Source organism: Kitasatospora sp. NPDC057223, assembly GCF_042669755.1.
Lineage (GTDB): Bacteria > Actinomycetota > Actinomycetes > Streptomycetales > Streptomycetaceae > Kitasatospora.
Genome location: NZ_JBHUWW010000062.1, coordinates 1 through 26081 on the forward strand (window position 1 = coordinate 1; position 26081 = coordinate 26081).

Consider the following 26081-nt stretch of genomic DNA (forward strand, 5'->3'; position numbering starts at 1 on the left):
GCCCCGAACCGGGGCGGCGGACACCGCCGCCACCCCCGACCGGGGTGGCGCCCCGTACCCAGCCACCCCAGCTGCCGGCCTCCGACCACGCTCGCTCAGCCCGGCCGTGACACCCGATCAGGAGATCCCGCTCCCATGTTCCGCTTCCTTGTGCGCCGGATCCTAGGTGCGGGCGCGATCCTATTGATCATCAGCGCCATCACCTTCCTGCTCTTCTACGCCGTCCCGGCCGACCCGGCGCGCTCCTTCTGCGGCAAGATCTGCTCGCCGACGGACCTGGAGATCGTCCGGACCAACCTGGGCATGCACGAGGCCCTGCCCGTGCAGTACTGGCACTGGCTGACCGCCCTCTTCGTCGGCCGCACCTACCCCGCCTGGGGCGACTGCGCGGCCCCGTGCCTGGGCTACTCGTTCACCAACCACGAGCCCGTCCTCGCCACCATCCTGGACCGCTTCCCCACCACCATCTCGCTGACCCTGGGCGCGGCCGTGGTCTTCCTGGTGCTCGGCGTCGGCGCGGGCATGCTGGCCGCCCACAAGCAGGGCAGCCTGGTCGACAAGGCCGCCAGCGCCGTCTCGCTGACCTTCTCCTCGATGCAGATCTACTTCATCGGGACGCTGGCGATGTACTTCCTCGTCCGGAAGACCGGCATCCTCCCCGAGCCGCACGACGGACAGCTCACCGAGGACCCGGCGGCCTGGTTCAGCGGACTGCTGCTGCCGTGGATCGTGCTCGCCCTGATCTTCACCGCGAACTACACCCGGATGACGCGCTCCTCCATGATCGAGCAGCTCTCCGAGGACCACGTCCGCACCGCGCGCGCCAAGGGCATGACCGGCCGGACGGTGTTCATGCGCTACGCCTGGCGCGGCTCGCTCGGCCAGATCATCACCATCCTGGGCATCGACCTCGGTGCGCTGCTCGGCGGCGCGATCATCACCGAGACGACCTTCAACCTGCACGGCATCGGCCGGCTGTCGATCGACGCGGTGGTCGACAACGACCTGCCGATGCTGATGGCCGTGGTCGTCGTCGCGGCCGCACTGATCGTCTTCTTCAACATCATCGTGGACGCCGCGTACGCCCTCATCGACCCCCGAATCCGACTGGCATGAGCGCCGCGAACCGCTCTGCGCGCCGCACCACCCACCGAGGAGTACGCCCGTGAGCACCCTGGCCAAGCCCCAGGCCGCGACCGACCGGACCGAGGACGGGTCGTTCCTCAGCGTTCGTGACCTGGAGGTGCGCTTCAGGACCGAGGACGGCATCGTCAAGGCGGTCGACGGCCTCTCCTTCGAGCTGGAGAAGGGCACCACGCTCGGCATCGTCGGCGAGTCCGGCTCCGGCAAGTCGGTGACCAACCTGGCCATCCTCGGCCTGCACAACCCGGCCGCCACCGAGATCGGCGGGTCGATCCGGCTCGACGGCGAGGAGCTGGTCGGCCGCACCAACCGCGAACTGGAGCACCTGCGCGGCCGGAAGATGGCGATGATCTTCCAGGACCCGCTGACCGCCCTCTCGCCGTACTACACGATCGGCCGCCAGATCGGCGAGACGTACCGCAAGCACACCGGCGCGAGCAAGCAGGAGGCCCGCGACCGGGCCGTCGAGATGCTCACCCGGGTGGGCATCCCGCAGCCCGCGCTGCGGGTCGACGACTACCCGCACCAGTTCTCCGGCGGCATGCGCCAGCGCGCGATGATCGCCATGTCGCTGGTCTGCGACCCCGACCTGCTGATCGCGGACGAGCCGACCACCGCCCTGGACGTCACCGTCCAGGCGCAGATCCTCGACCTGCTGAAGGACCTCCAGCAGGAGCTCGGCACCGCCATCATCATGATCACCCACGACCTGGGGGTGATCGCCAGGACGGCCCACGACGTGATGGTGATGTACGCCGGCCGCGCGGTCGAGCGCGGCACCGTCCGCGAGGTGCTGAAGGCCCCCCGCCACCCGTACACCTGGGGCCTGCTGTCCTCGATGCCGAGCCTGCGCGGCCCGCTCGACCAGCCGCTGCGCCCGGTCCGGGGCACCCCGCCCAGCCTGATCAACCTGCCGACGGGCTGCCCCTTCAACCCGCGCTGCGACTTCAGGGACCAGGTCACCGGCAACGGCTGCACCACCGAGCGCCCGCTGCTGGCGCCGGCCGCCGGGCACGCCACGGCCTGCCACCTCACAGCGGCCGGGCAGCAGGACATCTACATCAACCAGATCCAGCCGCGGCTCGGCTGAACGGGACGGGCAAGAGACCATGAGCGACCAACTGACCCTCGGCAAGGCCGAAGGCACCCCCGCCGGCCAGGCCGGTGAGCCGCTGCTGCAGATCACCGGCCTGAAGAAGCACTTCCCCGTCACGGGCGGGCTGATCTTCAAGCGCCAGGTCGGCGCCGTGCACGCCGTCGACGGACTCGACCTGAGCGTGTACGCCAAAGAGTCGGTCGGCCTGGTCGGCGAGTCCGGCTGCGGCAAGTCGACCACCGGCCGGCTGGTGACCCGGCTGCTGGAGCCGACCGCGGGCGAGATCCGGTACGCGGGCCAGGACATCACGCACGCCTCCCGCCGGGCGCTGGCGCCGGTCAGGTCCGAGATCCAGATGATCTTCCAGGACCCGTACTCCTCGCTGAACCCGCGGCACACCGTCGGCTCCATCATCGGCGCCCCGATGGAGATCAACGGCATCAAGCCGGCCCGTGGGATCCAGCACCGCGTCCAGGAGCTGCTGGAGACCGTCGGCCTCAACCCCGAGCACTACAACCGCTTCCCGCACGAGTTCTCCGGCGGCCAGCGCCAGCGCATCGGGGTGGCCCGGGCGCTGTCGCTCAGCCCGAAGCTGATCGTGGCGGACGAGCCGGTCTCCGCACTCGACGTCTCGATCCAGGCCCAGGTCGTCAACCTGCTCCAGCAGTTGCAGAAGGACCTCGGGATCGCGTTCCTGTTCATCGCGCACGACCTCTCGATCGTCCGGCACTTCTCGCAGCGCGTCGCGGTGATGTACCTCGGCAAGATCGTCGAGATCGCCGACCGCCGGTCGCTGTACGAGAACCCCCGCCACCCGTACACCCACGCGCTGCTCTCGGCCGTCCCCGAGGCCGACCCGGACGACCACCGCGAGCGGATCCGGCTGACCGGCGACGTGCCCTCCCCGGTCAACCCGCCGTCGGGCTGCCGGTTCCGCACCCGCTGCTGGAAGGCGCAGGACAAGTGCGCCACCGACGAGCCGCCGCTGGTGCGGCTCTCCGACAGCCGGGACGGCCACCTGACGGCCTGCCACTTCCCCGAGGGCCCCGGCGCCCTGGCGACGGCCGGGAAGGCCGCCACGGACGACGTGCCCGGCCCGCGGGCCACCCAGGACTGACCGGGCGGCCGGCACCGCGCAGAGAGCCCGGGAGGGGTCTTCCCTCCCGGGCTCCGCGCTGTCCGCGGGCAGGCCGCCGCGGTCAGCCAGCGCCGACCACGTCCCGGACGACGGCGAAGTGGCAGGCCGACTCGTGCGCCGCCGCGCCCTTCAGCACCGACGGCACCGCCAGCAGCGGCTCCTCGCTCGCGCAGCGGTCCTCGGCCTTCCAGCAGCGGGTGCGGAACCGGCAGCCCGACGGCGGGTTGGCCGGCGAGGGCAGGTCACCGCTGAGCAGGATCCGCTCGCGGCCCTCGCGGCCGGTCGGGTCCGGCACCGGCACCGCGGACAGCAGCGCCTGCGTGTACGGGTGGGTCGGGAAGGAGTAGATCTGCTCCTCCGTACCGATCTCGACCAGCTTGCCGAGGTACATCACGCCGACCCGGTCGGAGATGTGCCGGACGATCGAGAGGTCGTGCGCGATGAACATGTACGACAGGTCGAAGTCGCTCTGGAGCTGCTCCAGCAGGTTGATCACCTGCGCCTGGACGGACACGTCCAGCGCCGAGACCGGCTCGTCGCAGATGATCACCTCCGGCTTGAGCGCCAACCCCCGTGCGATGCCGATGCGCTGGCGCTGGCCGCCGGAGAACTGGTGCGGATACCGGTTGATGTACTCCGGGTTCAGCCCCACCACGTCCAGCAGGTCCTGAACCGCCTTGCGACGGTCGCCCTTCGGCGCCACCTCCGGATGGATCTCGAAGGGCTCGCCGATGATGTCGCCCACCGTCATCCGCGGGTTCAGCGAGGTGTACGGGTCCTGGAACACCATCTGGATGTTGCGCCGCACCGCCTTCAGACCCGCACCCGACAGCTTCGAGATGTCCTCGCCCTTGAACAACACCTGCCCTGCCGTGGCCCGTTCGAGGTTCATCAGGACCTTCGCCAGGGTCGACTTGCCGCAGCCCGACTCACCGACGATGCCCAGCGTCTCGCCGCGGCGCAGGTCGAAGGAGACACCGTCGACCGCCTTGACCGCGCCGACCTGCCGCTTGAGCAGGATGCCGTGGGTCAGCGGAAAGTGCTTGACCAGGTCCTTGACCTCCAGGATGGGCTCAGCCATGGAGGGTCTCCTTCCAGAAGTGGCAGGCGCTGCGCCGGCCCGGGAGCTCCTCGCCACCGGCTCCCGCCACCGGCGAGAGCAGCGGGCGTTCGCCCCGGCAGAGGTCGGTGGCCTGCTCACAGCGGGGGTGGAACGAGCAGCCCGCCGGGAGGTGCAGCAGGTTCGGCGGCAGGCCCTTGATCGCGTACAGGTCCTGCCCGCGCTGGTCCAGGCGCGGGATCGAGCGGAGCAGTCCCTTGGTGTACGGGTGCGCCGGGTTGGCGTACAGCTCGTGCACGGGGGCCGTCTCGACGATCCGGCCGGCGTACATCACCGCGATCTTGTCCGCAACGTCGGCGACCACGCCGAGGTCGTGGGTGATCAGGATCAGACCCATGTGGAACTCGGCCTGCAACTCGGCCAGCAGGTCCATCACCTGCGCCTGGACGGTGACGTCCAGCGCCGTGGTCGGCTCGTCCGCGATGATCAGGTCCGGCTCCAGCGCCAGCGCCATCGCGATCATGATCCGCTGGCGCATACCGCCCGAGAACTGGTGCGGGTAGTCGTTGACGCGCTGCTTCGCGGCCGGGATGCGCACCCGCTCCATCAGCTCGACGGCCTTCACCAGGGACGCCTTCTTGGACATCCCCTCGTGCACCCGGAACATCTCACCGAGCTGCCAGCCCACCGAGAACACCGGGTTGAGCGCGGAGAGCGCGTCCTGGAAGATCATCGCGATCTTCCGGCCGCGGATCCTGCGCCGCTCCTCCTCGGTCATGGTGAGCAGGTCCCTGCCCTTGAAGAGCACCCGGCCGCCGGCCACCCGACCGGGCGGACTGTCCAGGATGCCCATGATCGCCTGCGCGGTGACCGACTTGCCGGAGCCCGACTCGCCGAGCACCGCGAGGGTCTCGCCGGCGTCGACGCTGTAGCTGACGCCGTTGACGGCCCGGGCCACCCCCTCCCGGGTCACGAACTCCACGTGCAGGTCCTCGACCTCCAGCAGGGGCCCGTCCGCACTCTGCCCGGCCGGCTCGGCCACCGGGCTGTCCTTCAGTGTCCTGCTGCTCATCGCCTCGCCCTTCGCTTCGTCGCCCGTACTCCCCTTGCCCGCCGCATGCCGCTCACCGCAGCTTGGGGTCGAGGGCGTCGCGCAGCCCGTCGCCGACGAAGATGAAGCCGAGGGTGGTCAGCACCACCGCGACCGAGGGCAGCGTCCACATGTAGTCGTAGACGCCGATGAACCCCTTGCCGGCCGCCAGCATGTTGCCCCACTCCGGGATCTCGGGGCTGACGCCGACGCCGAGGTAGGACAGCGAGGCCTCCGCCACCACCGCGGTGCCCACGTTGAAGGTGCCGTAGATGAGCACCGGCGCCAGGGAGTTGGGCAGGATGTGCCGGACGATCACCCGCAGGTGGCCCGCCCCGAGCGCTCTGGCCGCATGGACGTAGTCCATCTCCCGGACGGAGAGCACCGAACTCCGCAGCAGCCGGGCGACGGTGGCCCAGCCGAAGATCGCCAGGGACAGCACCACCGGCCAGACGCCGCGCCCGATCACCGTGATGATGATGATCGCGCCGATCAGCAGCGGGAACGCGAAGAACACGTCCGCGGCGCGCATCGTCAGGGTGTCGTAGAACCGGCCGAAGTAGCCGGCGACGGCGCCGAGGACGATACCGATCACCAGCGTCAGCAGGATCGAGACGATGCCCACGATGGTCGCGATCCGGGCGCCGTAGATCACCCGGGAGAGCTGGTCCCGGCCGAGGATGTCGGTGCCGAACCAGTGGGCCGCGCTGGGTGCCTCGATGGTGCGGTCGAGGTTCTGCAGCAGCGGGTCGTACGGGGCGATCAGCGGCGCGAAGGCGGCCGTCAGCAGCAGGCCCGCCACCAGGACGAGACCGACCAGCGCCAGCTTGTTGGCGGCGTAGCGGTGCCAGACCTCCTGCCATTCCCTGACCACCTTGACGGCGGGCTCGGCGCCGTTGTCGGCGCCGCTGTCGGCGGCCTCCGAGGCGCGCTGCCGGGGCAGCTTGGCGAGGTCGGACGGGCTCTTGGTTTCCTCAGTCATGTCCGCGCCCTCAACTCAGCCGGATTCGGGGGTCGAGCATCGCGTACATCAGGTCGACCAGCAGGTTCAGTACGACGAAGATGCCGACGCCCCAGGTGGCGACGCCGATGATGACCGGATTGTTCTGCTGCTGGATCGCCGTGGCCATGGCCAGCCCGACACCGTCCCAGTTGAAGATGGACTCGGTGATGAGCGCGCCGCCCAGCAGACCGCCGAACGAGATGCCGATGTAGGTGACCACCGGGATCACCGAGTTGCGCATCACGTGCTTGAGCAGCACCTGGCGGCGCGGAACCCCCTTGGCGATGGCGGTCTTCACGTAGTCGGCGCGGAGCACCTCCAGCATGGTGCCGCGCATCAGCCGCGCGACCAGCGCGGCGTCGATGATGGCCAGGGTGACCGCGGGCAGGATCACCTGGAGCGGATCACCCGGATCGCCGATCACCGGCACCCATTTCAGCTGCACCGCGAAGAGGTTGAGCAGCAGCATGCCGATGACGAAGGTCGGGAAGCCCACCACGATGGTGGTGAACATCGTGACCACGGTGTCCCAGAGCGAATAGCGTTTCAGTGCGGCCAGCGTGCCGACGGCGGCGCCGATCACCACGTCGAAGATGATCGCGACCAGCGCCAGCTTCGCGGTGTTGACCAGCTTCGGCCCGAGGATCTCGGAGACCTGCCGGCGCTGGGTGAAGTCCTCGCCCATGTCGCCCTGGGCCAGCCGGCCCACGTAGGTGCCGTACTGGACGATCAACGGCTTGTCGAGGCCGTACCGTTCACGCAGTTGCTTGACCACCGCGGGGTCGCGGGCGCGGTCGCTGCCGGCGATCGAACCGACCGGGTCGCCGGGGAGGATGAACAGGCAGGCGAAGAGGATCAGGGTGGCGCCGAGGACGACGACGACCATCTCGCCGATCCTTCGCAGCAGATATCTGCCCATGGGGGGTTACCTCTCTGATGGGTGGCGGCAGATCGGTGCCGCCCGCCCTCTCGCAGCCACCTGGGTCTGGCGGCACACGGTGCGCACGGTCGGCCCTGCCTGGTCGAGGCAGGGCCGACGAAGGTGCTGGACTACCGGGCAGATGGGAGAGCGGACCGCACCGGGTGCGAGGGAGCGGCTACTTCAGCGACACCGAGTCCAGGGTCGGGTCCTCGTTGAAGTCGTAGCTGAGGTTGGCCCACTTGGTGGTGTTCGCGACGCGCTGCTGGCTGCGGTTCCAAAGCGGGATGAGCGCCAGGTCGTCGCCGATGGCGATCTTCTCGGCCTCCTGGTAGATCTTGTTGCGCGCGGCCTCGTCCTTGGTGCCGGTGGCCTTCGCCAGCAGGGCGTCGAACGCCGGGTTGCTGTAGCGGCCGCGGTTGTCACCCGAGGCGACGTTGGTCACCGGGTCCGCGCTGATCGCGTCGGTGCCGAGCAGCGGGGCCAGGAAGTTGCCGGGGGTCGGGTAGTCGGCGCCCCAGGCCGCGCGGAAGATGCCGGAGGCGTCGGGCGACTTCTCCTTCTCCAGCAGCTCCTTGAACGGGATGCCCTCGGTCTGGACGTCCAGGCCGAGCACGTCCTTCAGCTGCTGGGCCACGGCCTGCACCCAGGCGTCGTGGCCGCCACCGGTGTTGTAGCCGAAGTAGAGCTTCGTCCCGGGGGTCAGGCCGGCCTGCGCGGCGAGCTGCTTGGCCTTCTCCTTGTCCTGCTTGACGCAGCTGGCGCACAGGTCCTTCTGGTACGCGTCGGGGAAGGCCGGCGGCACGAAGGCGGTCGCGGTGGAGCGGAAGCCCTTGAAGACGCCCTTGCCGATGGCGTCCCGGTCGATCGCGTAGGAGACCGCCTGGCGGGCCTCCTTGGTCTTCAGCGGGCCGCTGAAGGTGATCGGCAGCAGGTAGTTGATGCCGTTCGCGTCCCACTCCAGCCACTGGCCCTTGGGCGAGTTGGCGGCCTTGGCGGCGGTCAGCTGCTCGGTGGGGAGGCGGGCCCAGTCGAACTGGCCCGACTGGAAGCCCTGGTACTCCAGGTCGGAGGCGCCGGCCGAGTTCAGGATGGAGATCTCGACCCGGTCGAGGTTGGCCTTCTTCAGGCCGTAGCTGTCGTTGCGGACCAGCGTGATCTTGCTGTTGTGCTGCCAGGGGCCGTCGAGCTTGAACGGGCCGTTGCCGATCGGCTGGTCGTTGTACTCCTTGTTGGTGCCCGCGCCGGCCGCCTTCGGCACCGGGCTGAACACGGTGTGGAAGGTACGGAGGTCGAACTCGCAGTCCTTGGTGGCGAGTTTGACCACCAGGGTGTTGGGGTCGGACGCCGACAGCCCCGAGAAGGTGGGGGCGGTGCCGTCCTGCAGCTCCTTGAAGCCCTCGATCTCGGCCATGTGGTAGGCGACGTCCGAGGCCGCCTCCTTCGCCGAGGCCCGGGTCCAGCCGCGGATGAACGCCTCGGCGTCGACGACCTCACCGTTGCTGAAGGTGGTGCCACTCTTGATCTTGAACGTCCACTGGCTGCAGTCGTCGTTCGGGGTACGGCTCTCCGCCAGGGCATTGGAGAGCTTGCCCTTCGCGTCGACGCTGGTCAGGCCCGTGAACAGGGAGTGGGTGACAAGGGTGCCCTCGGACTCCTGGGTGTTGTACGGGTCGATGGCAGTCGGCTCGACTATGCCCAGTCTGAACGTCCCGCCCTGCTTCGCCGCCCCGGTCGCGCTGGGGGCCGGATTGCCGTCGCCGCTCGTGCCCGACTTCCCGTCATTGCTGCAGGCAGCAGCAGCCATGACGACGGTGGCCGCAAGGGCGGTCCAGCGCATTGTAGTGGTGAGCCTCATTCAACTGCCTCTCGATATAAGGGCTTACGAACGAACGGCAGCCCACGCCTCCCGGGGTGCCGGGCATGGGCAGGTATCAACATCGGGGCCTTTACACCGAGTTGCAGCATGACCCCTGACGCGCGTAGAGCAACTATCGATCAATGGACCCCTCCTGCGGAATCGCCACTACGTCTCTTTTCCATTACATGCTCAGACCAAGTCGTGACAATGCTCGCCAAATTCCGCCATATCATCCCCGGAACGTGCCCCTCCGCTTTCCGCAAATCGGACAACTCCCTCCGGAATGCGGTGAGTTAGGTCGCGTAATACCCGAAAGTCAGTCAGATATGCGACCAGTATTCGGAAGCTTCCGATGCAACGACGAAGGCCAGGGCGCACCCCTCGATCGGAGTGCGCCCTGGCCTCGGCCGGCGGCCGGTGTCGGTCCGGCGGTGTCAGTCCGGCGGCGTCACTGCGCCCTCTCCGCTCTCGCGCTCCGCCGCGAAGTGGCAGGCCGACTCGTGCTTCGCCAGCCCCCCGAGCCAGGAGGGTGCGGCCAGCAGCGGCACCTCGTTCGCGCAGCGCTCCTGCGCCTTCCAGCAGCGGGTGCGGAACCGGCAGCCCGACGGCGGGTTGGCCGGCGAGGGGACGTCCCCGGTGAGGACGATGCGGTCGCGGGACTCCCGTGCGGTCGGGTCCGGCACCGGCACCGCGGACAGCAGGGCCTGGGTGTACGGGTGGGTGGCGTGGTCGTAGATCTCCAGGTCGGTGCCGATCTCGACCATCTTGCCGAGGTACATCACGCCGACCCGGTCGGAGATGTGCCGGACGATCGAGAGGTCGTGCGCGATGAACATGTACGACAGGTTGAACTCGGTCTGGAGCTGCTCCAGCAGGTTGATCACCTGCGCCTGGACGGACACGTCGAGCGCCGACACCGGCTCGTCGCAGATGATCACCTCCGGCTTGAGCGCCAACCCCCGCGCGATGCCGATGCGCTGGCGCTGACCGCCGGAGAACTGGTGCGGATACCGGTTGATGTACTCCGGATTGAGCCCCACCACGTCCAGCAGATCCTGAACCGCCTTGCGACGGTCGCCCTTCGGCGCCACCTCCGGATGGATCTCGTACGGCTCGCCGATGATGTCGCCCACCGTCATCCGCGGGTTCAACGAGGTGTACGGGTCCTGGAACACCATCTGGATGTTGCGCCGCACCGCCTTCAGACCCGCACCCGACAGCTTCGAGATCTCCTGGCCCTTGAACTTCACCGAGCCGGCGGTGGCCGGCTCCAGGTTCATCAGGACCTTCGCCAGGGTCGACTTGCCGCAGCCGGACTCGCCGACGATGCCCAGCGTCTCGCCCTGGACGAGGTCGAAGGAGATGCCGTCGACGGCCTTCACCGCGCCGACGTGCTTCTTGAAGAGCACGCCCTTGGTGAGCGGGAAGTGCTTGACCAGATCCCGGACTTCGAGGATCGGCTCGCCGCGCGGCACCGGCTGCGCGAAGGCGATCTCCTCCGGTACCAGTGCGCCCAGGGGGCTGGCCCCGTTAGCCATGGAGGGTCTCCTTCCAGAAGAAGCAGGCGCTGCCCCGGCCGGCCAGCTCCTTGCCGTCGTCCTCGGTGACGGGGAACAGCTTCGGCACCTCGGCCCGGCAGATGTCCTGGGCCCGCGGACAGCGCGGGTTGAACGCGCAACCCGGCGGGATCCGCAGCAGGTTGGGCGGCAGGCCCTTGATCGCGTAGAGCTCCTGGCCCTTCTGGTCCAGACGCGGGATCGAGTCGAGCAGCCCCCTGGTGTAGGGGTGCGCCGGGTTGGCGTACAGCTCGTGCACGGGGGCCGTCTCGACGATCCGGCCGGCGTACATCACCGCGATCTTGTCGGCCACGTCGGCGACCACACCGAGGTCGTGGGTGATCAGGATCAGCCCCATGTGGAACTCGGCCTGCAACTCCGCCAACAGGTCCATCACCTGCGCCTGGACGGTGACGTCCAGCGCCGTGGTCGGCTCGTCCGCGATGATCAGGTCCGGCTCCAGCGCCAGCGCCATCGCGATCATGATCCGCTGGCGCATACCGCCCGAGAACTGGTGCGGATAGTCGTTGACGCGGTCCTTGGCGGCCGGGATACGCACCCGGTCCATCAGTTCGACCGCCTTCGCCTTGGCGACCTTGCGGGAGGCGTTGTGGTGGGCGCGGAACATCTCGCCGAGCTGGAAGCCGACGGTCAGCACCGGGTTGAGCGAGGACAGCGCGTCCTGGAAGATCATCGCGATCTTCTGGCCGCGGATCCTGCGCCGCTCCTCCTTGCTCATGGTCAGCATGTCCTGGCCGCGGAACCGGATCTCGCCCTGCGGGATCCGGGCCGGCGGCATGTCCAGGATGCCCATGATCGCCTGCGCGGTGACGGACTTGCCCGAGCCGGACTCCCCCAGGACGGCGAGCGTCTCACCCGCGCTGACGCTGTAGCTGACGCCGTTGACGGCCTTGGCGACGCCGTCCCGGGTCACGAACTCGACGTGCAGGTCCCGCACGTCGAGCAACGGCCCGTCGAACGGGGCCGACCGCTCGGGCTTGGTGGTGTCGACAGCAGTGCTCATGGTGCGTCCCCTCGCTCAGCGCAGCTTCGGGTCGAGGGCGTCGCGCACCGCATCGCCCAGCATGATGAAGGCCAGCACGGTGATCGACAGCGCGGCGGCCGGGAAGAACAGGACGAACGGGGCGGTCCGGATCACCTTCTGGGCGGAGGAGATGTCGATGCCCCAGGAGATCGTCGGGTCCTGCAGACCGATGCCCAGGAAGCTCAGCGTCGCCTCGGTGGCGATGTACCCGCCGAGGGCGATGGTGGCGACCACGATCACCGGGGCGATCGCGTTCGGCAGGATGTGCCGGAACATCAGGCGTCCGGTGCCGGCCCCCAGGGCCTTCCCCGCCACCACGTAGTCGGCCTGCTTGACGGTCAGTACGGCGCCGCGCATCACGCGGGCGATCTGGGTCCAGCCCAGGACGGCCAGCGCGATGACCACGCTCCACACCGTCCGGGCGGAGAAGGCGCCCAGCAGCACCAGCGCGCCGAGCAGCAGCGGGATGCCGAAGAAGATGTCGATGATCCGGGAGATCACCGCGTCGACGGCGCCGCCGAAGTAGCCGGCGACCATTCCGGTGAGGCCGCCGAGGATGGTGACGGCGGCGGTCACGCAGATGCCGACCGTGATGGAGGCCCGGGCGCCGTAGACCACCCGGGCGTAGATGGAGCGCCCCTGGCCGTCGTAGCCGAACCAGCCGCCGCCGAAGAAGTCCGTCCAGTCCGGCCGCTTGAGGTAGTTGTTGACCAGGTCGGCGGCGCGCGGATTGGTGTCCGTGAACAGCCCGGGGAAGATCGAGACGATCACCAGCAGCACGATCAGCACGGCCGAGACGAGGAAGATCGGCCGCCGCCGGAGGTCCCGCCAGGCGTCGCCCCAGAGGCTGCGGGCCTCTTCGCGCTTGACCGGGTCCGGCTCGATCAGCGTTTCTTCCTCGACCGCCCGGCCCTGCTCGCCGGCGTAGTCCAGGTGGTCCAGGCCCGGCTTGGGGTGACGCTCGAATCCGCTCTCGTCGTGAATGTCAGGCATACCGGATCCTCGGGTCCAGGACCGCGTAGAGCAGGTCCACGATGAGGCTGGCGACGAGGTAGACGATCACCAGGACGGTCACGATGCCGACCACGGTGGGGCCTTCCTTCTGGTTGATCGCCCGGTAGAGGACGTTGCCGATGCCCTGCACGTTGAAGATGCCCTCGGTGACGATCGCGCCGCCCATCAGGGCGCCCAGGTCGGTGCCCAGGAAGGTGACCACCGGGATCAGCGAGTTCCGCAGCAGGTGGCGGGTGATGATGGTCCGACGCGGCAGGCCCTTGGCGGTGGCCGTGCGGATGTAGTCGGCCCGCAGGTTCTCGCCGATGGACGTCCGGGTGAGCCGGGCGACGTACGCCAACGAGAGTGAGCCGAGGACGACGGCGGGCAGGATCAGTTGGGACAGGTCCGTGGAGTCCTGCACGGTCGGGGTGACCCAGCCCAGGTTGGTGGCGAAGATCGTCTGGGCGATGTAGGCGAGCACGAAGACCGGGATCGAGATCACGATCAGGGTGAAGATCAGCACCAGGGTGTCCGGGATGCTGCCGCGCCGCAGGCCGGACACCAGGCCGAAGGCCAGGCCGACGACCAGCTCGAAGGCGAAGGCCATCAGCGCCAGCCGGATGGTCACCGGGAACGCGGCCGCCATGATGTCGGTGACCGAGCGGCCGGTGAAGCTCGTCCCGAAGTCACCCTGGAACAGGTTGCCCATGTAGTGCAGGTACTGCTTCCAGAGCGGCTGGTCCAGGTAGTACTGGTGCCGGAGGTTGGCCACCACCGCCGGGTCCGCGGCCTTGTCGCCGAACAGTGCGGCGATCGGGTCGCCCGGCAGCGAGTAGACCATCAGGAAGATCAGGAGTGTCGTGCCGAAGAACACCGGGATCATCTGCAGCACTCGCCTGAGTACGTAGCTGCCCATCGCGCCTCCTTCCTAGAGGACTGATTGCCTGGGCCCCGCCCCCCGTGCGGGGAGGGCGGGGCCGGCGGGGTGTGGGCACCCCTCCTGCCCGACGGGCCCCTCCCGGGCCGGGGAGGGAGGGCGAGGAGGAAGGATCAGCCCTTGACCTCGACCTGGGTCCAGGCCGGGTTGCCGAAGGAGTCGAATTCCACGTTCTGCACGTTGGTGGAGTAGCCCGAGTTCGTGCGGTAGTACCAGAGCGGGATGGCGGGCACGTCCTGCGCGAGGACCTTCTCGGCCTGCTGGTAGCCGGTGATGGTGTCCTGCAGGGTGGCCGCCTGGTCGGCCTGGTTGGCCAGCTGGTCGAACTGCGGGCTGCTGTAGCCGAAGTCGTTGGACGCGGCACCGGTGCGGTAGACGTCGGCGAGGAAGTTCACGTTCAGCGGGTAGTCCTGCACCCAGCCGGTACGGAACGCGCCATTGATGGTGTGCCCGGTGATGGCGGCGCGGGCGGTCTTGAAGTCGGTCTTCGGGTCGCCCGCGCACTCCACGCCGGTGGCCTGGCGGATCGAGTTGCAGACCGCGTCGACCCACTCCTTGTGACCGCCGTCGGCGTTGTACGTGATCTTGATCGAGCCGCCCGGGACCCCGCCGCCCTCGGTGATCAGCTGCTTGGCCTTGGCCGGGTCGAACTTGCAGACGTCGCCGCAGGCCGCGGCGTCGTAGCCCTGCACGCCCTCCGCCACCCAGGCGGTGGCCGGCTTGCGGGAGCCCTGGAGCACCGTCGTGGTGATGGTGTTGCGGTCGATCGCCATCGACAGGCCCTGGCGCACCTTGGCCTTGTCGGCGCCGGCCCACTCGGGCTGGTAGAGCGTGAAGCCGATGTTCTGGATGGCGCCCTGCGGGGCGTCGATGGCCCGGTCCCCGAGGTCGGTCTTGTAGGTCGCCAGCGCCGACGGCGGGACCTGGTCCATCACGTCCAGGTTGTTCGACTGCAGGTCCGCGTACGCCGCCTCCGCGGTGGTGTACATCTTGAAGACGATCCCGCCGTTCTTCGCCGGGTCCACGCCCTTGTAGTCCGCGTACGCCTTCGTCACGACCTGCGAGTTGTGGTCCCAGCTGACGAACTGGTACGGCCCGTTGCCGATCGGCTTCTGGCCGAAGCCGGCCGGGTCGCTGTAGAAGGAGTCCGGCAGCGGCGAGAAGGCCGGGTAGCCGAGCTTGTACTCGAAGTACGACACCTTGTTGTTCAGCTTGATGGTGAAGTGCGTGTCGTCGACGACCACCAGGCCGGACATCTTGGTGGTGGTCGGAGCGCCGTTCTCCGGGTGGACGTCCTTGTAGCCCTGGATGTCGGAGAACCAGGAGCTGTTGATCTGGTTGTTGGTCGTCGTCGCGGCCCAGTTCCAGGCGTCCACGAAGTTCTTGGCCAGGACGGGCGTGCCGTCGTGGAAGGTCCAGCCGGTCTTCAGGGTGACGGTGAAGTTCTGCGCGTCACTGGTGTCGATCGACTCCGCCACCTGCATGCGGATCTCCGCGTTGGACGGGTTGTAGTCGACCAGGCCACGGAACAGGTTCTGGATGATGCGACCACCGCCGACCTCGTTCGCGTTCGCCGGCTGGAGCGGGTTCTGCGGCTCGCTGCTCTGGTAACTGAACGTCTTGGTGGCGTCGGACGAACTACTGCCGCCTCCCCCGCTGCTGCCACAACCGCTGGCCACCAGGGCCACGGATGTCGCAGCGGCGAGGACCCATCGAACGCGGGGGGTGGCTGCGGGCATGGAGGTCCCTCCTCAGGGTGTGTGTCGCATCACACCCCATGAGAAGCGCGCGGCTACGGCGGCGCGACCCGGATACGGCCGGATGGGTGCAGCCGAGCCACCGTCAGGTGCAGGACCGGCCGCCGGCAGGACTGAACGGACCGGGCAGCGGAAAACCGAGGGACCCGCAGCACCGTGCTGCGGGTCCCTCGGTCAGGATTGCCTTCGGCCGGTACGGCCCTCGGTCAGGCGGCGGCGCCCGCCATCACCTGGGCGAAGTGGCACGCGGAGTCGTGCGAGGCCGGGCCCTTGAGCAGCTCCGGTGCGGCCAGCAGCGGCACCTCGGTCGCGCAGCGGTCCTCCGCCTTCCAGCAGCGGGTGCGGAACCGGCAGCCCGACGGCGGGTTGGCCGGCGACGGGATGTCACCGGAGAGGATGATCCGCTCGCGGCCCTCGCGGCCGGTCGGGTCCGGCACCGGTACGGCCGACAGCAGCGCCTGGGTGTACGGGTGGGTGGCGTGCTCGTAGATCTGCTCGTCGGTGCCGATCTCGACCATCTTGCCGAGGTACATCACGCCGACCCGGTCGGAGATGTGCCGGACGATCGAGAGGTCGTGCGCGATGAACATGTACGACAGGTTGAAGTCGCTCTGGAGCTGCTCCAGCAGGTTGATCACCTGCGCCTGGACGGACACGTCGAGCGCCGACACCGGCTCGTCGCAGATGATCACCTCGGGCTTGAGCGCGAGGCCGCGGGCGATGCCGATGCGCTGGCGCTGACCGCCGGAGAACTGGTGCGGATACCGGTTGATGTACTCCGGGTTCAGCCCCACCACGTCCAGCAGATCCTGAACCGCCTTGCGGCGGTCGCCCTTCGGCGCCACCTCCGGATGGATCTCGTACGGCTCGCCGATGATGTCGCCCACCGTCATCCGCGGGTTCAACGAGGTGTACGGGTCCTGGAACACCATCTGGATGTTGCGGCGGACGGCCTTGAGGGCACTGCCCGACAGGCGGGAGATGTCCTCGCCCTTGAACAGGACCTGCCCGGAGGTGGCCTGCTCCAGGTTCATCAGGACCTTGGCCAGGGTCGACTTGCCGCAGCCGGACTCGCCGACGATGCCGAGCGTCTCGCCCTGCTGCAGTTCGAAGCTGATGCCGTCGACCGCCTTGACCGCGCCGACCTGCTTCTTGAAGAGGATGCCCTGGGACAGCGGGTAGTGCTTGACCAGGTCCTTGACCTCCAGGATGGGCTCAGCCATGGAGGGTCTCCTTCCAGAGGTGGCAGGCGCTGCTGCGGCCGGCGATCTCCGCGCCGTCCCGGTCCGTCACCTGGTGCAGGGCCGGGATCTCCGTCCGGCACAGGTCGGTGGCCACGTCGCAGCGCGGGTTGAACGCACAGCCGGCCGGCACCTTGAGCAGGTTCGGCGGCAGGCCCTTGATCGCGTAGAGCTCCTGGCCCTTCTGGTCCAGGCGCGGGATCGAGCGGAGCAGGCCCTTGGTGTACGGGTGCGCCGGGTTGGCGTACAGCTCGTGCACGGGGGCGGTCTCGACGATCCGGCCGGCGTACATCACGGCGATCTTGTCCGCGACGTCGGCGACCACGCCGAGGTCGTGGGTGATCAGGATGAGACCCATGTTGAACTCGGCCTGCAGCTCCGCCAGCAGGTCCATCACCTGGGCCTGGACGGTGACGTCCAGCGCCGTGGTGGGCTCGTCCGCGATGATCAGGTCCGGCTCCAGGGCCAGCGCCATCGCGATCATGATGCGCTGGCGCATACCGCCGGAGAACTGGTGCGGGTAGTCGCCGACGCGCTGCTTCGCGGCCGGGATGCGCACCCGGTCCATCAGCTCGATGGCCTTCGCCTTCGCCTCCTTGCGGGAGGCGCCCTGGTGCACCCGGAACATCTCGCCGAGCTGGTAGCCGACGCTCAGCACCGGGTTGAGCGAGGACAGCGCGTCCTGGAAGATCATCGCGATCTTCCGGCCGCGCAGCCGGCGCCGCTCCTCGTTGCTCATCTTGAGCATGTCCTGGCCGCGGAAGAGGATCTCACCGGAGGTGATGCGGCCCGGCGGCATGTCGAGGATGCCCATGATGGTCTGCGCGGTGACGGACTTGCCGGAGCCCGACTCACCGAGGACCGCGAGGGTCTCGCCGGCCGCGACCGAGTAGTTCACGCCGTTGACGGCCTTGGCGATGCCGTCCCGGGTCACGAACTCGACGTGCAGGTCCTTGACCTCCAGCAGCGGGGTGCCGGGGGCGAGGCGCCCGCTCGCCGGGGCGGTCTCAGGTTCAGTGACGGTGGTCATGATGCGTCCGCCTCTCAGCGCAGCTTCGGGTCGAGGGCGTCGCGGACCGCGTCGCCGAGCATGATGAACGCCAGCACCGTGATGCTCAGCATGCCCGCGGGGAAGAACAGCACGAACGGGGCGGTCCGGATCGACTTCTGGGCCGAGTTGATGTCGATGCCCCAGGAGATCGTCGGGTCCTGCAGACCGATGCCCAGGAAGCTCAGCGTCGCCTCGGTGGCGATGTACCCGCCGAGGGCGATGGTGGCGACCACGATCACCGGGGCGATCGCGTTCGGCAGGATGTGCTTCAGCAGGATCCGGCGGGTGCCCGCGCCCAGCGCCTTCGCGGCGGTGACGTAGTCGGCCTGCTTGACCGTGATGACCGAACCGCGCATGACGCGGGCCATCTGGGTCCAGCCGATCGCGGTGAGCGCGAAGACCACGCTCCACACGGTGCGGTCGGTGAAGGCGTTCAGGATCACCAGGCAGCCGAGCAGCAGCGGGATGCCGAAGAAGATGTCGGTGATGCGGGACAGCAGGGTGTCGATCCAGCCGCCGAAGTAGCCGGCCAGCATGCCGACCAGGCCGCCGGTGACGGTCACGGCGACGGTCACGCAGATGCCGACGATGATCGAGGCGCGCGCGCCGTGCACCACCCGGGAGTAGATGGAGCGGCCCTGGCCGTCGTAGCCGAACCAGTCCGCCTGGAAGAAGTGCGTGTAGTTCGGGTGCGTCAGGTAGTGCGTACGCAGGTCGCCGGCGCGCGGGTCCACCGAGCTGAACAGGCCCGGGGCGATCGACATCACGATCAGCACCAGGATCAGCGCGGCCGAGATCAGGAAGATCGGCTTGCGGCGCAGCTCCTCCCAGGCGTCCGAACCGAGGCTGCGGGCCTTCTCGGGCTTGGCCACGGCGTTCTCGGGCGAGCCAGGCTGGGCCGGGATCTTCGCGTTCTTCTCGATCACGTCAGGCATAACGGATCCTCGGGTCCAGGACCGCGTAGAGCAGGTCGACGATCAGGCTGGCGACGAGGTAGACGAGCACGAGAACGATGACGAACCCGACGACCGTCGCGCCTTCCTTCTGGTTGATCGCGCGGAACAGCGCGTTTCCGACACCCTTGACGTTGAAGATGCCCTCGGTGACGATCGCGCCGCCCATCAGGGCGCCCAGGTCGGTGCCCAGGAAGGTGATGACCGGGATCATCGAGTTGCGCAGGAGGTGGGTGCCGATGATCCGGCGGCGCGGCAGGCCCTTGGCGACCGCGGTGCGCATGTAGTCGGCGCGGACGTTCTCCACGATCGACGTGCGGCTCAGCCGGGCGACGTACGCGAGCGACAGCGAGCCGAGGACGACGGCGGGCAGCAGCAGCTGGCCGAGGTTCATCGAGTCCTGGACGGTGGGCGTGACCCACTTCAGCTGGTCCGCGAAGACCGTCTGGAACAGGTAGCCGAGCACCGGCACCGGGATGGAGATCAGCAGCAGGGTGAGCACCAGGGTGCCCTTGTCCGCCAGCTTGCCGCGCTTCAGGCCGGCCACCAGGCCGAGCGCGACACCGAAGACGATCTCGATGCCGAAGGCCATCAGGGCGAGCCGGATGGTGACCGGCATCGCGTCGGTGATCTCGTCGATCACCTTCGTGCCCCGGAGGGTCTCGCCGAAGTTACCGGTGAACAGGTTGCGCATGTAGTGCAGGTACTGCTGCCAGAGCGGCAGGTCCAACCCGAACTTGTGCTTCAGGGAGGCAAGCTGGGCCGGATCCGGCTGCTTGTCGCCCCACATTGCCCGGACCTGGTCTCCCGGCAGTGCGTACACCATAAAGAAGATGAGCGCGGTCGTACCGAGGAACACCGGGATCATCTGGAGCAGTCGCCTCGCGACAAAGCGCCCCATCATGCCTCCATTGCGTGGTCGGCGCGGAAGCGGCCGGTGCCGGCCCCCTCCCTTGTGGGGAGGGGAGGCCGACACCGGCCGTCGCCTTCACATTGCGTGCCGGGGTGAACTGCTACAGCCCCGGCGGGCCGAGTGGAATCGGCTGATTACTTCTTGACCTCGACCTGGGTGAACACCGGGTCGCCGAAGGAGTCGAACTTGACGTTCTGGACCTTGTTGTCCCAGCCCGAGTTGGTCTTGTAGTACCAGAGCGGGATGGACGGCATGTCCTTGGCCAGGACGGCCTCGGCCTCGCCGTACAGCTCCGTGGTCTTGTCGATGCTGGCGGCCGCGTCGGCCTCCTTGGCGAGCTTGTCGAACTCGGGGCTGGAGTACAGCGAGTCGTTCGCCGAGGCGCCGGTGCCGTAGATGTCACGGAGGAAGTTGGCGTTGATCGGGTAGTCCTGCTGCCAGGCCGAACGCATCATGCTGGTGACCTTGTGACCGTCGATCAGGTCACGCGCGGACTTGAAGTCCGGCTTCGGCTCGCCGATGCACTCCACGCCGGTGGACTGGCGGATCGAGTTGCAGACCGCGTCGACCCACTCCTTGTGACCGCCGTCGGCGTTGTACAGGACGGTGACCTTGTTGTCCGGCACGCCGCCGCCGGCCGCGATGAGCTCCTTGGCCTTCGCGGGGTCGAAGGTGCAGGCCTCGCCGCAGGCGCCCTTCTTGTAGCCGGCCACGCCCGGGGCGACCCAGCTGTCGGCCGCGGCACGCGAGCCGTTGAGGACGGTCTTGGTGATCGTCTCGCGGTCGATGGCCATCGACAGGCCCTGGCGGACCTTGGCCTTCTCCGGGGCCTTCCACGCGTCGTTGTACATGGCGAACGCGATGGAGGTGATGCCACCCATCGGCTGGTCGACCGCGCGGTCGCCCAGGTCCGTCTTGTAGTTGGCGAGGTCGGTCGGGTCGACCTGGTCGAGGACGTCCAGGTTGTCCGAGGTCAGGTCCTTGTAGGCGGCCTCGGCGGCGGTGTAGTTCTTGAAGACGATGCCGCCGTTCTTCGGCTTGTCCAGGCCCGTGTACTTGTCGTACGTGGCGAGGGTGACGGCCTTGTTGTGCTCCCACGAGACGAACTTGTAGGGGCCGTTGCCGATCGGGTTCTCGCCGGCCTTGACCGGGTCGGCGTAGAACGAGGTCGGCAGCGGGGAGAAGGCGGTGTAGCCGAGCTTGTACTGGAAGTACGAGACCGGGGCGCTCAGGTCGATCGTGAAGTGCGTGTCGTCGACGACCTTGAGGCCGGACATCTTGTCCGCGGTCGGGTCGCCGGCCTCCGGGTGCACGGCGTCGTAGCCGGCGATGTCGGAGAACCAGTTGCTGTTGACCTGGTTGTTCTTGGTGTTGGCGGACCAGTTCCAGGCGTCGACGAAGGACGCGGCGGTCACCGGGGTGCCGTCGTGGAAGGTCCAGCCGGACTTCAGGGTCACGCTGTAGTGCTGGGCGTCGGTCGTCTCGATCTTGTCGGCGACCTGGTTGCGCAGCTTGCCGTCCGTGGGGTCGTAGTCGACCAGACCGCGGAAGAGGTTCTTGATGATGCGGCCGCCGCCGACCTCCATGGCGTTCGCCGGCTGCAGCGGGTGCTGCGGCTCACTGCCCTGGTAGCTGAAGACGCCCTGGGCGTTGACCGCGCCGTCGGAGCTGCTGCCGCTGCTGGACGAACCGCTGCCGCAAGCAGTTGCGGCGAGGGCGACAGCAACAGCTGCGACAACCCACTTGGCCTGGCTGGCACCGCGCATCGGTGTGCCTCCTGAAATCCGTGTTTGCAAACGTGGAGAGCACCGGGGGAAGTGGCCGGCGTCATCGCCTGGCCGGTGGTGCTTCCTCGCTCGAGGTTCGGCGCGCACCCCTGCGCGTAACCCTTGCCCGAGCCTGACTCGACCCACTATCCGTCACACACGGAGACGAAAGTGACGAATACGGATCTCAATTAGGTCACATGAACGGTCGGTAAGTTTCGAAAATCGGACATATAAGACATAGCCAGACAGGTACTAAACGGACAGTTCTCATGCACGACGGACTGTCACGTTCGCTCAGCGGACGTTCAGGTGTGATAGAGCACGTTCCGCTCCTACGCGCGTCGACAGCGGTGCGTAGCAGCGGCCGGAAAACAAGAAGGCCGCCACCCCCTCCCCTGCGGGAGGTGGTGGCGGCCTCGGGCGGCTGCCCGGGCGCTACCGGAGCAGCGTCAGTTCTTCTTGGCGCGCGAGGCCGTACGGCCGCGCTCCTTCTGGTCCAGGACGACCTTGCGGATGCGCACGGTCTCCGGGGTCACCTCGATGCACTCGTCCTCGCGGCAGAACTCCAGGGACTGCTCCAGCGAGAGCTTGCGCGGCGGCACCAGGTTCTCGGTGGTGTCGGAGGAGGCCGCACGCATGTTGGTGAGCTTCTTCTCCTTGGTGATGTTGATGTCCATGTCGTCCTGGCGCGAGTTCTCGCCGACGATCATGCCCTCGTACACCTCGGTGGTGGGCTCGACGAACAGCGTGCCGCGCTCCTGGATGCCCATCATCGCGAACGGCGTCACGACGCCCGCGCGGTCGGCCACCAGCGAACCGTTGTTGCGCATCCGCAGCTCGCCGAACCACGGCTCGTGGCCCTCGAAGATGCTGTGCGCGATGCCGGTGCCGCGGGTGTCCGTGAGGAACTGGGTGCGGAAGCCGATCAGACCGCGCGACGGCACGATGAACTCCATGCGGACCCAGCCGGAGCCGTGGTTCGTCATGGTCTCCATGCGGCCCTTGCGGGTCGCCATCAGCTGGGTGATCGCACCGAGGTACTCCTCGGGGCTGTCGATGGTCATCCGCTCGACCGGCTCGTGGGTCTTGCCGTTGATGACCTTGGTGACGACCTGCGGCTTGCCGACGGTCAGCTCGAAGAGCTCCCGGCGCATGGTCTCGACCAGGATGGCGAGCGCCAGCTCACCGCGGCCCTGCACCTCCCAGGCGTCGGGGCGCTCGGTCGGCAGCACGCGGAGCGAGACGTTACCGATCAGCTCGCGGTCCAGGCGGTCCTTCACCATGCGGGCGGTGACCTTGTGGCCCTTGCCGCCCTTGCCGACCAGCGGCGAGGTGTTGGTGCCGATGACCATGGAGATGGCCGGCTCGTCGACCGTGATCAGCGGCAGCGCGATCGGGTTCTCCGGGTCGGCCAGGGTCTCGCCGATCATGATGTCCGGGATGCCCGCGACGGCGCAGATGTCGCCGGGGCCGGCCACCTCGGCCGGCTTGCGGGTGAGCGCCTCGGTCATCAGCAGCTCGGTGATCTTGACGTTCTGGATCGTGCCGTCCCGCCTGATCCACGCGACCTGCTGGCCCTTGCGCAGCTCGCCCTGCTCGACGCGGCAGAGCGCGATACGGCCGAGGAAGTTGTCGGCGTCCAGGTTGGTGACGTGCGCCTGGAGCGGCGCGTCCTCGTCGAAGACCGGGGCCGGGACGTGCTCCAGGATGGTGGAGAAGAACGGCTCCAGCGAGTCGCTGTCGGCCGGCACGGTGCCGTTCTCCGGCTTGGTCATCGAGGCGACGCCGTCACGCGCACAGGCGTAGACGATCGGGAACTCGATCTGCTCCTCGGTGGCGTCGAGGTCCAGGAAGAGGTCGTAGGTCTCGTTGATGACCTCGTCGATCCGGGAGTCCGGACGGTCGGTCTTGTTGATGCAGAGGATGACCGGGAGCTTGGCGGTCAGGGCCTTGCGCAGCACGAACCGGGTCTGCGGCAGCGGGCCCTCGGAGGCGTCGACCAGCAGAACGACCGCGTCGACCATCGACAGGCCGCGCTCGACCTCGCCACCGAAGTCGGCGTGGCCCGGGGTGTCGATGATGTTGATCGTGATCGGCGCGCCACCCTCCTTCGGGTGGTACTTGACGGCGGTGTTCTTCGCGAGAATGGTGATGCCCTTCTCGCGCTCCAGGTCGTTGGAGTCCATCATTCGGTCGTCGAGGTGCTGGTGGGCGGCGAACGCGCCGGCCTGCTTCAGCATGGCGTCGACCAGCGTGGTCTTGCCGTGGTCGACGTGGGCGACGATGGCAACGTTGCGGATGTCATTGCGCGTGGGCATGCGGAGCGGATTCTCCCGGAGTCGTGGGTTACGGCGCCCGGCTGCGTGACGCCGACCTGCGATCCCTGTTGATCGCCGCCGCCCGTTCCGCCTGCTACTACCGGTCCACCCGCCGGGCAGACACGCCACGGCTTCCTCCTATCGTACTGGGAACCACCCAGGTGGGCCGAAACGGGCAGGTAAGGCGGGGCCACGATCACGGGTACGGGACGTTCCCTCCCCGTTCCGCGCCCCGTTCCCCGCCTCGTTCTGCCATCGCCGGAAGCCTGTTCCGGGGGCTCTCCCGCGCCTTCGTCCGCGCCGTCGCCCAGCCCTTGTGGAGGTCACCCAGCCCTTGTGGAGGTCGCTCAGCCCTTGAGGAAGCCGATGTCCTGGTAGCGGGGCCGGGCCAGGCCGTAGGCGCCGGCGCCCGCGACACCCGTGCGGACGGCGACCAGGTCGGGGCGCTGGTAGAGCGGGACGGAGTGGCCGAGCTGCCAGATCCGGGCGTCGGCCTGCTGGAGCAGCTCCGAGCGGGCCGCCGGGTCGAGCTCGGCGGCGGCCCGGTCGAAGAGCCCGTCGATCTCGTCCGTCCCGGTGCGGGCGTAGTTGGAGCCGGTCTGCGCGGCGCCGTCCGGGCCGGGCTGCGGCTTCGCGTACACCGCGCGGCTGTCCGTGGCCGGGGAGCCGGTGGCGGGCCAGGAGAACAGCGCGAGGTCGTAGTCGCCGGTGGCCAGGTGGCCGCTGACGAAGTCGGCGGCGGCCACCGGCTGCGGGCGCACCGTGATGCCGGCCGCGCCGAGATCGGCGGTCAGGGCCTCGGCGGTCCGGCGGGCGGTGGCCGAACCGTCCGTCAGAAGCAGCCCGAGGGTGAGCTCCTGGCCGCCCTTGGAGCGGGCGCCTGAGCCGGCGGCCTTCCAGCCGGCGTCGTCCAGCAGCCGCGCCGCCGGGCCGTCGCCGAGCGCGGCGCTGTTGTCGCGGTAGCCGTCCTGGCCGACCGCGAGCAGGTGGTTCCCGAGGGCGACGGCGGGCAGGCCGAGCGGGGCGAGGGCGGCCTCGGCGGTCCGGTGGCGGTCGACGGCCAGGCCGACGGCGCGGCGGACGACCGGGTCGGTCAGCGGGCCCCGGGTCGCGTTGAGGGTCAGCTCGGTGAGGGCCGGGGCGGCCGCCCGGTGCAGGGTGAGGCCGGGCAGCGCCTCGGCGCGCCGGAGGGCCTGCGCGGACGCGGCGGTCAGGGCGAGCGCGGCCGCGTCGGGCGGCGCGGCCGCGGGCTGGGAGGCGGGCTGGGAGGCGGGCTGGGAGGCGGGCTGGGAGGCCGACGGCGCCGCGGTGGCCCGGTCGACGGTGTCGGTGAGCCCGGCGATGTCGAGTTTGCCCTGGTCGAGGGCGTCCAGGCGGCCGGCGGCCGGGGTGGCGAGGAAGTCGATCCGCTCGGCCTTCGCCGCGTCCCCCCACCACCTGGGATTGCGGACGAGCCCGGCGCGGCCCGCCGCCGGGTCGTAGTCGGCCAGCACGAAGGGGCCGGCCGAGGTGTGGAAGTCCGCGGCGAGCGGCTGGTTGAAGGCCGCCGGGGAGGCGGTCGCGGCGGCCGGGTACAGCGGGCTGAACAGGGCCTGCCACGGGGCGTACGGGTGCTTGAAGGTGACCTTGACCTCGTGGGCGTCGGCGCCCGGGGCGACCGACTCGATCGCGTCGTACCCGGCCGGGCGGGCCGCCCGGTACGCCGGGTCGGCGCCGCTCAGGGCGCTGCGCTGGGCGGTGAAGTCGGCGGCCGAGAGCGGCGTGCCGTCGCTCCAGACGGCCTTCGGGTTGAGCCGGTAGGTGACCACCTGCGGGGTCTGCCCGGGGGGCGTGGACTCGGCGGAGACCAGGTAGTCCGGGTCGGCCACGGGGCGGGCCCGGTCGTCCGGCCGGAAGAGCGAGGGCAGGACGGCCCGGGCGACCAGCTGGGAGTCGGCGGTGGCCTCGGGCTGGTAGACGTTGAGGGTGGCGGGAACCGCGTCCACGGCCCAGCGCAGGGTGCCCCCGTCCGCGGTCAGCTGCCGGTCGGCGGCGCCGATGTCGGAGGCCGCGGGGGCGGCGGCCGGCACCGGGTCGTCGGAGCAGCCGGCGAGCGTGACGGCGAGGAGCAGGGTGGCGGCTGCGGCGGTGGACTGGCGGGCGCGCATGCTCGGCTCCGTCGGGGTGTCGGGTGACCCGGGACCGGGATGGGTCCCCACTCAACGCGACGGTGCGGCGATCCGGGTGCCCGACACG

General features: G+C 69.0%; 20 protein-coding genes. 3 read left to right on the forward strand and 17 right to left on the reverse strand.

Annotated elements, in window-relative coordinates:
- The first annotated feature begins 135 nt into the window (after positions 1–135).
- Genes ACFUK0_RS21815 through ACFUK0_RS21825 form a run of 3 tightly spaced genes read left to right on the forward strand, consistent with a single transcriptional unit; the run spans position 136 to position 3356 of the window.
- Positions 136–1116, forward strand: coding sequence for an ABC transporter permease (locus ACFUK0_RS21815; RefSeq protein ID WP_380252652.1), 981 nt, complete (start codon positions 136–138; stop codon positions 1114–1116).
- Between the two features lie 49 nt (positions 1117–1165).
- A complete protein-coding gene (locus tag ACFUK0_RS21820; RefSeq protein WP_380252654.1) occupies positions 1166–2233 on the forward strand; it encodes an ABC transporter ATP-binding protein in 1068 nt (355 codons plus the stop codon).
- A gap of 19 nt (positions 2234–2252) precedes the next feature.
- On the forward strand, positions 2253–3356 hold the full coding sequence (locus ACFUK0_RS21825) for an ABC transporter ATP-binding protein (protein ID WP_380252656.1): 1104 nt from the start codon (positions 2253–2255) through the stop codon (positions 3354–3356).
- Positions 3357–3438: 82 nt separating this feature from the next.
- Here ACFUK0_RS21825 and ACFUK0_RS21830 read toward each other — a convergent pair whose 3' ends face one another.
- The 17 genes from ACFUK0_RS21830 to ACFUK0_RS21910 form a co-directional block, all read right to left on the reverse strand.
- Complete coding sequence (locus tag ACFUK0_RS21830) at positions 3439–4458, reverse strand: ABC transporter ATP-binding protein (protein ID WP_380252658.1); 1020 nt, start codon at positions 4456–4458, stop codon at positions 3439–3441.
- Positions 4451–5509: an ABC transporter ATP-binding protein gene (locus tag ACFUK0_RS21835; protein WP_380252660.1), complete on the reverse strand. Its 1059-nt coding sequence runs from the start codon at positions 5507–5509 to the stop codon at positions 4451–4453. The genes ACFUK0_RS21830 and ACFUK0_RS21835 overlap by 8 nt, the downstream gene beginning before the upstream one ends.
- A 52-nt stretch (positions 5510–5561) precedes the next feature.
- On the reverse strand, positions 5562–6509 hold the full coding sequence (locus tag ACFUK0_RS21840) for an ABC transporter permease (RefSeq protein ID WP_380252662.1): 948 nt from the start codon (positions 6507–6509) through the stop codon (positions 5562–5564).
- 10 nt (positions 6510–6519) lie between these two features.
- Positions 6520–7449 (reverse strand): ABC transporter permease, encoded by a 930-nt coding sequence (locus tag ACFUK0_RS21845; RefSeq protein WP_380252664.1) that lies wholly within the window; start codon positions 7447–7449, stop codon positions 6520–6522.
- 178 nt (positions 7450–7627) lie between these two features.
- Complete coding sequence (locus tag ACFUK0_RS21850) at positions 7628–9307, reverse strand: ABC transporter substrate-binding protein (RefSeq protein WP_380252666.1); 1680 nt, start codon at positions 9305–9307, stop codon at positions 7628–7630.
- Positions 9308–9744: 437 nt separating this feature from the next.
- Positions 9745–10848, reverse strand: coding sequence for an ABC transporter ATP-binding protein (locus ACFUK0_RS21855; RefSeq protein ID WP_380252667.1), 1104 nt, complete (start codon positions 10846–10848; stop codon positions 9745–9747).
- The gene (locus ACFUK0_RS21860) at positions 10841–11890 is read right to left on the reverse strand and encodes an ABC transporter ATP-binding protein (protein ID WP_380252668.1); all 1050 of its coding nucleotides are present in this window, start codon (positions 11888–11890) and stop codon (positions 10841–10843) included. Before ACFUK0_RS21860 ends, ACFUK0_RS21855 begins: the two co-directional genes overlap by 8 nt.
- Before the next feature lie 15 nt (positions 11891–11905).
- Positions 11906–12904: an ABC transporter permease gene (locus ACFUK0_RS21865; RefSeq protein ID WP_380252670.1), complete on the reverse strand. Its 999-nt coding sequence runs from the start codon at positions 12902–12904 to the stop codon at positions 11906–11908.
- Positions 12897–13823: an ABC transporter permease gene (locus tag ACFUK0_RS21870; RefSeq protein WP_380252671.1), complete on the reverse strand. Its 927-nt coding sequence runs from the start codon at positions 13821–13823 to the stop codon at positions 12897–12899. Before ACFUK0_RS21870 ends, ACFUK0_RS21865 begins: the two co-directional genes overlap by 8 nt.
- Before the next feature lie 134 nt (positions 13824–13957).
- Positions 13958–15583 (reverse strand): ABC transporter substrate-binding protein, encoded by a 1626-nt coding sequence (locus ACFUK0_RS21875; RefSeq protein WP_380252673.1) that lies wholly within the window; start codon positions 15581–15583, stop codon positions 13958–13960.
- Between the two features lie 224 nt (positions 15584–15807).
- A complete protein-coding gene (locus tag ACFUK0_RS21880; protein ID WP_380252675.1) occupies positions 15808–16824 on the reverse strand; it encodes an ABC transporter ATP-binding protein in 1017 nt (338 codons plus the stop codon).
- Complete coding sequence (locus tag ACFUK0_RS21885; RefSeq protein ID WP_380252677.1) at positions 16817–17872, reverse strand: ABC transporter ATP-binding protein; 1056 nt, start codon at positions 17870–17872, stop codon at positions 16817–16819. The genes ACFUK0_RS21880 and ACFUK0_RS21885 overlap by 8 nt, the downstream gene beginning before the upstream one ends.
- 14 nt (positions 17873–17886) lie before the next feature.
- Positions 17887–18828: an ABC transporter permease gene (locus ACFUK0_RS21890; RefSeq protein WP_380252679.1), complete on the reverse strand. Its 942-nt coding sequence runs from the start codon at positions 18826–18828 to the stop codon at positions 17887–17889.
- Positions 18821–19747, reverse strand: coding sequence for an ABC transporter permease (locus ACFUK0_RS21895; RefSeq protein ID WP_380252681.1), 927 nt, complete (start codon positions 19745–19747; stop codon positions 18821–18823). Before ACFUK0_RS21895 ends, ACFUK0_RS21890 begins: the two co-directional genes overlap by 8 nt.
- A 146-nt stretch (positions 19748–19893) precedes the next feature.
- Positions 19894–21525 (reverse strand): ABC transporter substrate-binding protein, encoded by a 1632-nt coding sequence (locus ACFUK0_RS21900; protein WP_380252683.1) that lies wholly within the window; start codon positions 21523–21525, stop codon positions 19894–19896.
- A 452-nt stretch (positions 21526–21977) separates the two neighbouring features.
- Entirely contained in the window at positions 21978–23846 is a 1869-nt protein-coding gene (typA, locus tag ACFUK0_RS21905) for a translational GTPase TypA (protein ID WP_380252685.1), read from the reverse strand.
- A 347-nt stretch (positions 23847–24193) separates the two neighbouring features.
- Positions 24194–25993: an ABC transporter family substrate-binding protein gene (locus ACFUK0_RS21910; RefSeq protein ID WP_380252687.1), complete on the reverse strand. Its 1800-nt coding sequence runs from the start codon at positions 25991–25993 to the stop codon at positions 24194–24196.
- Positions 25994–26081: the final 88 nt, after the last annotated feature.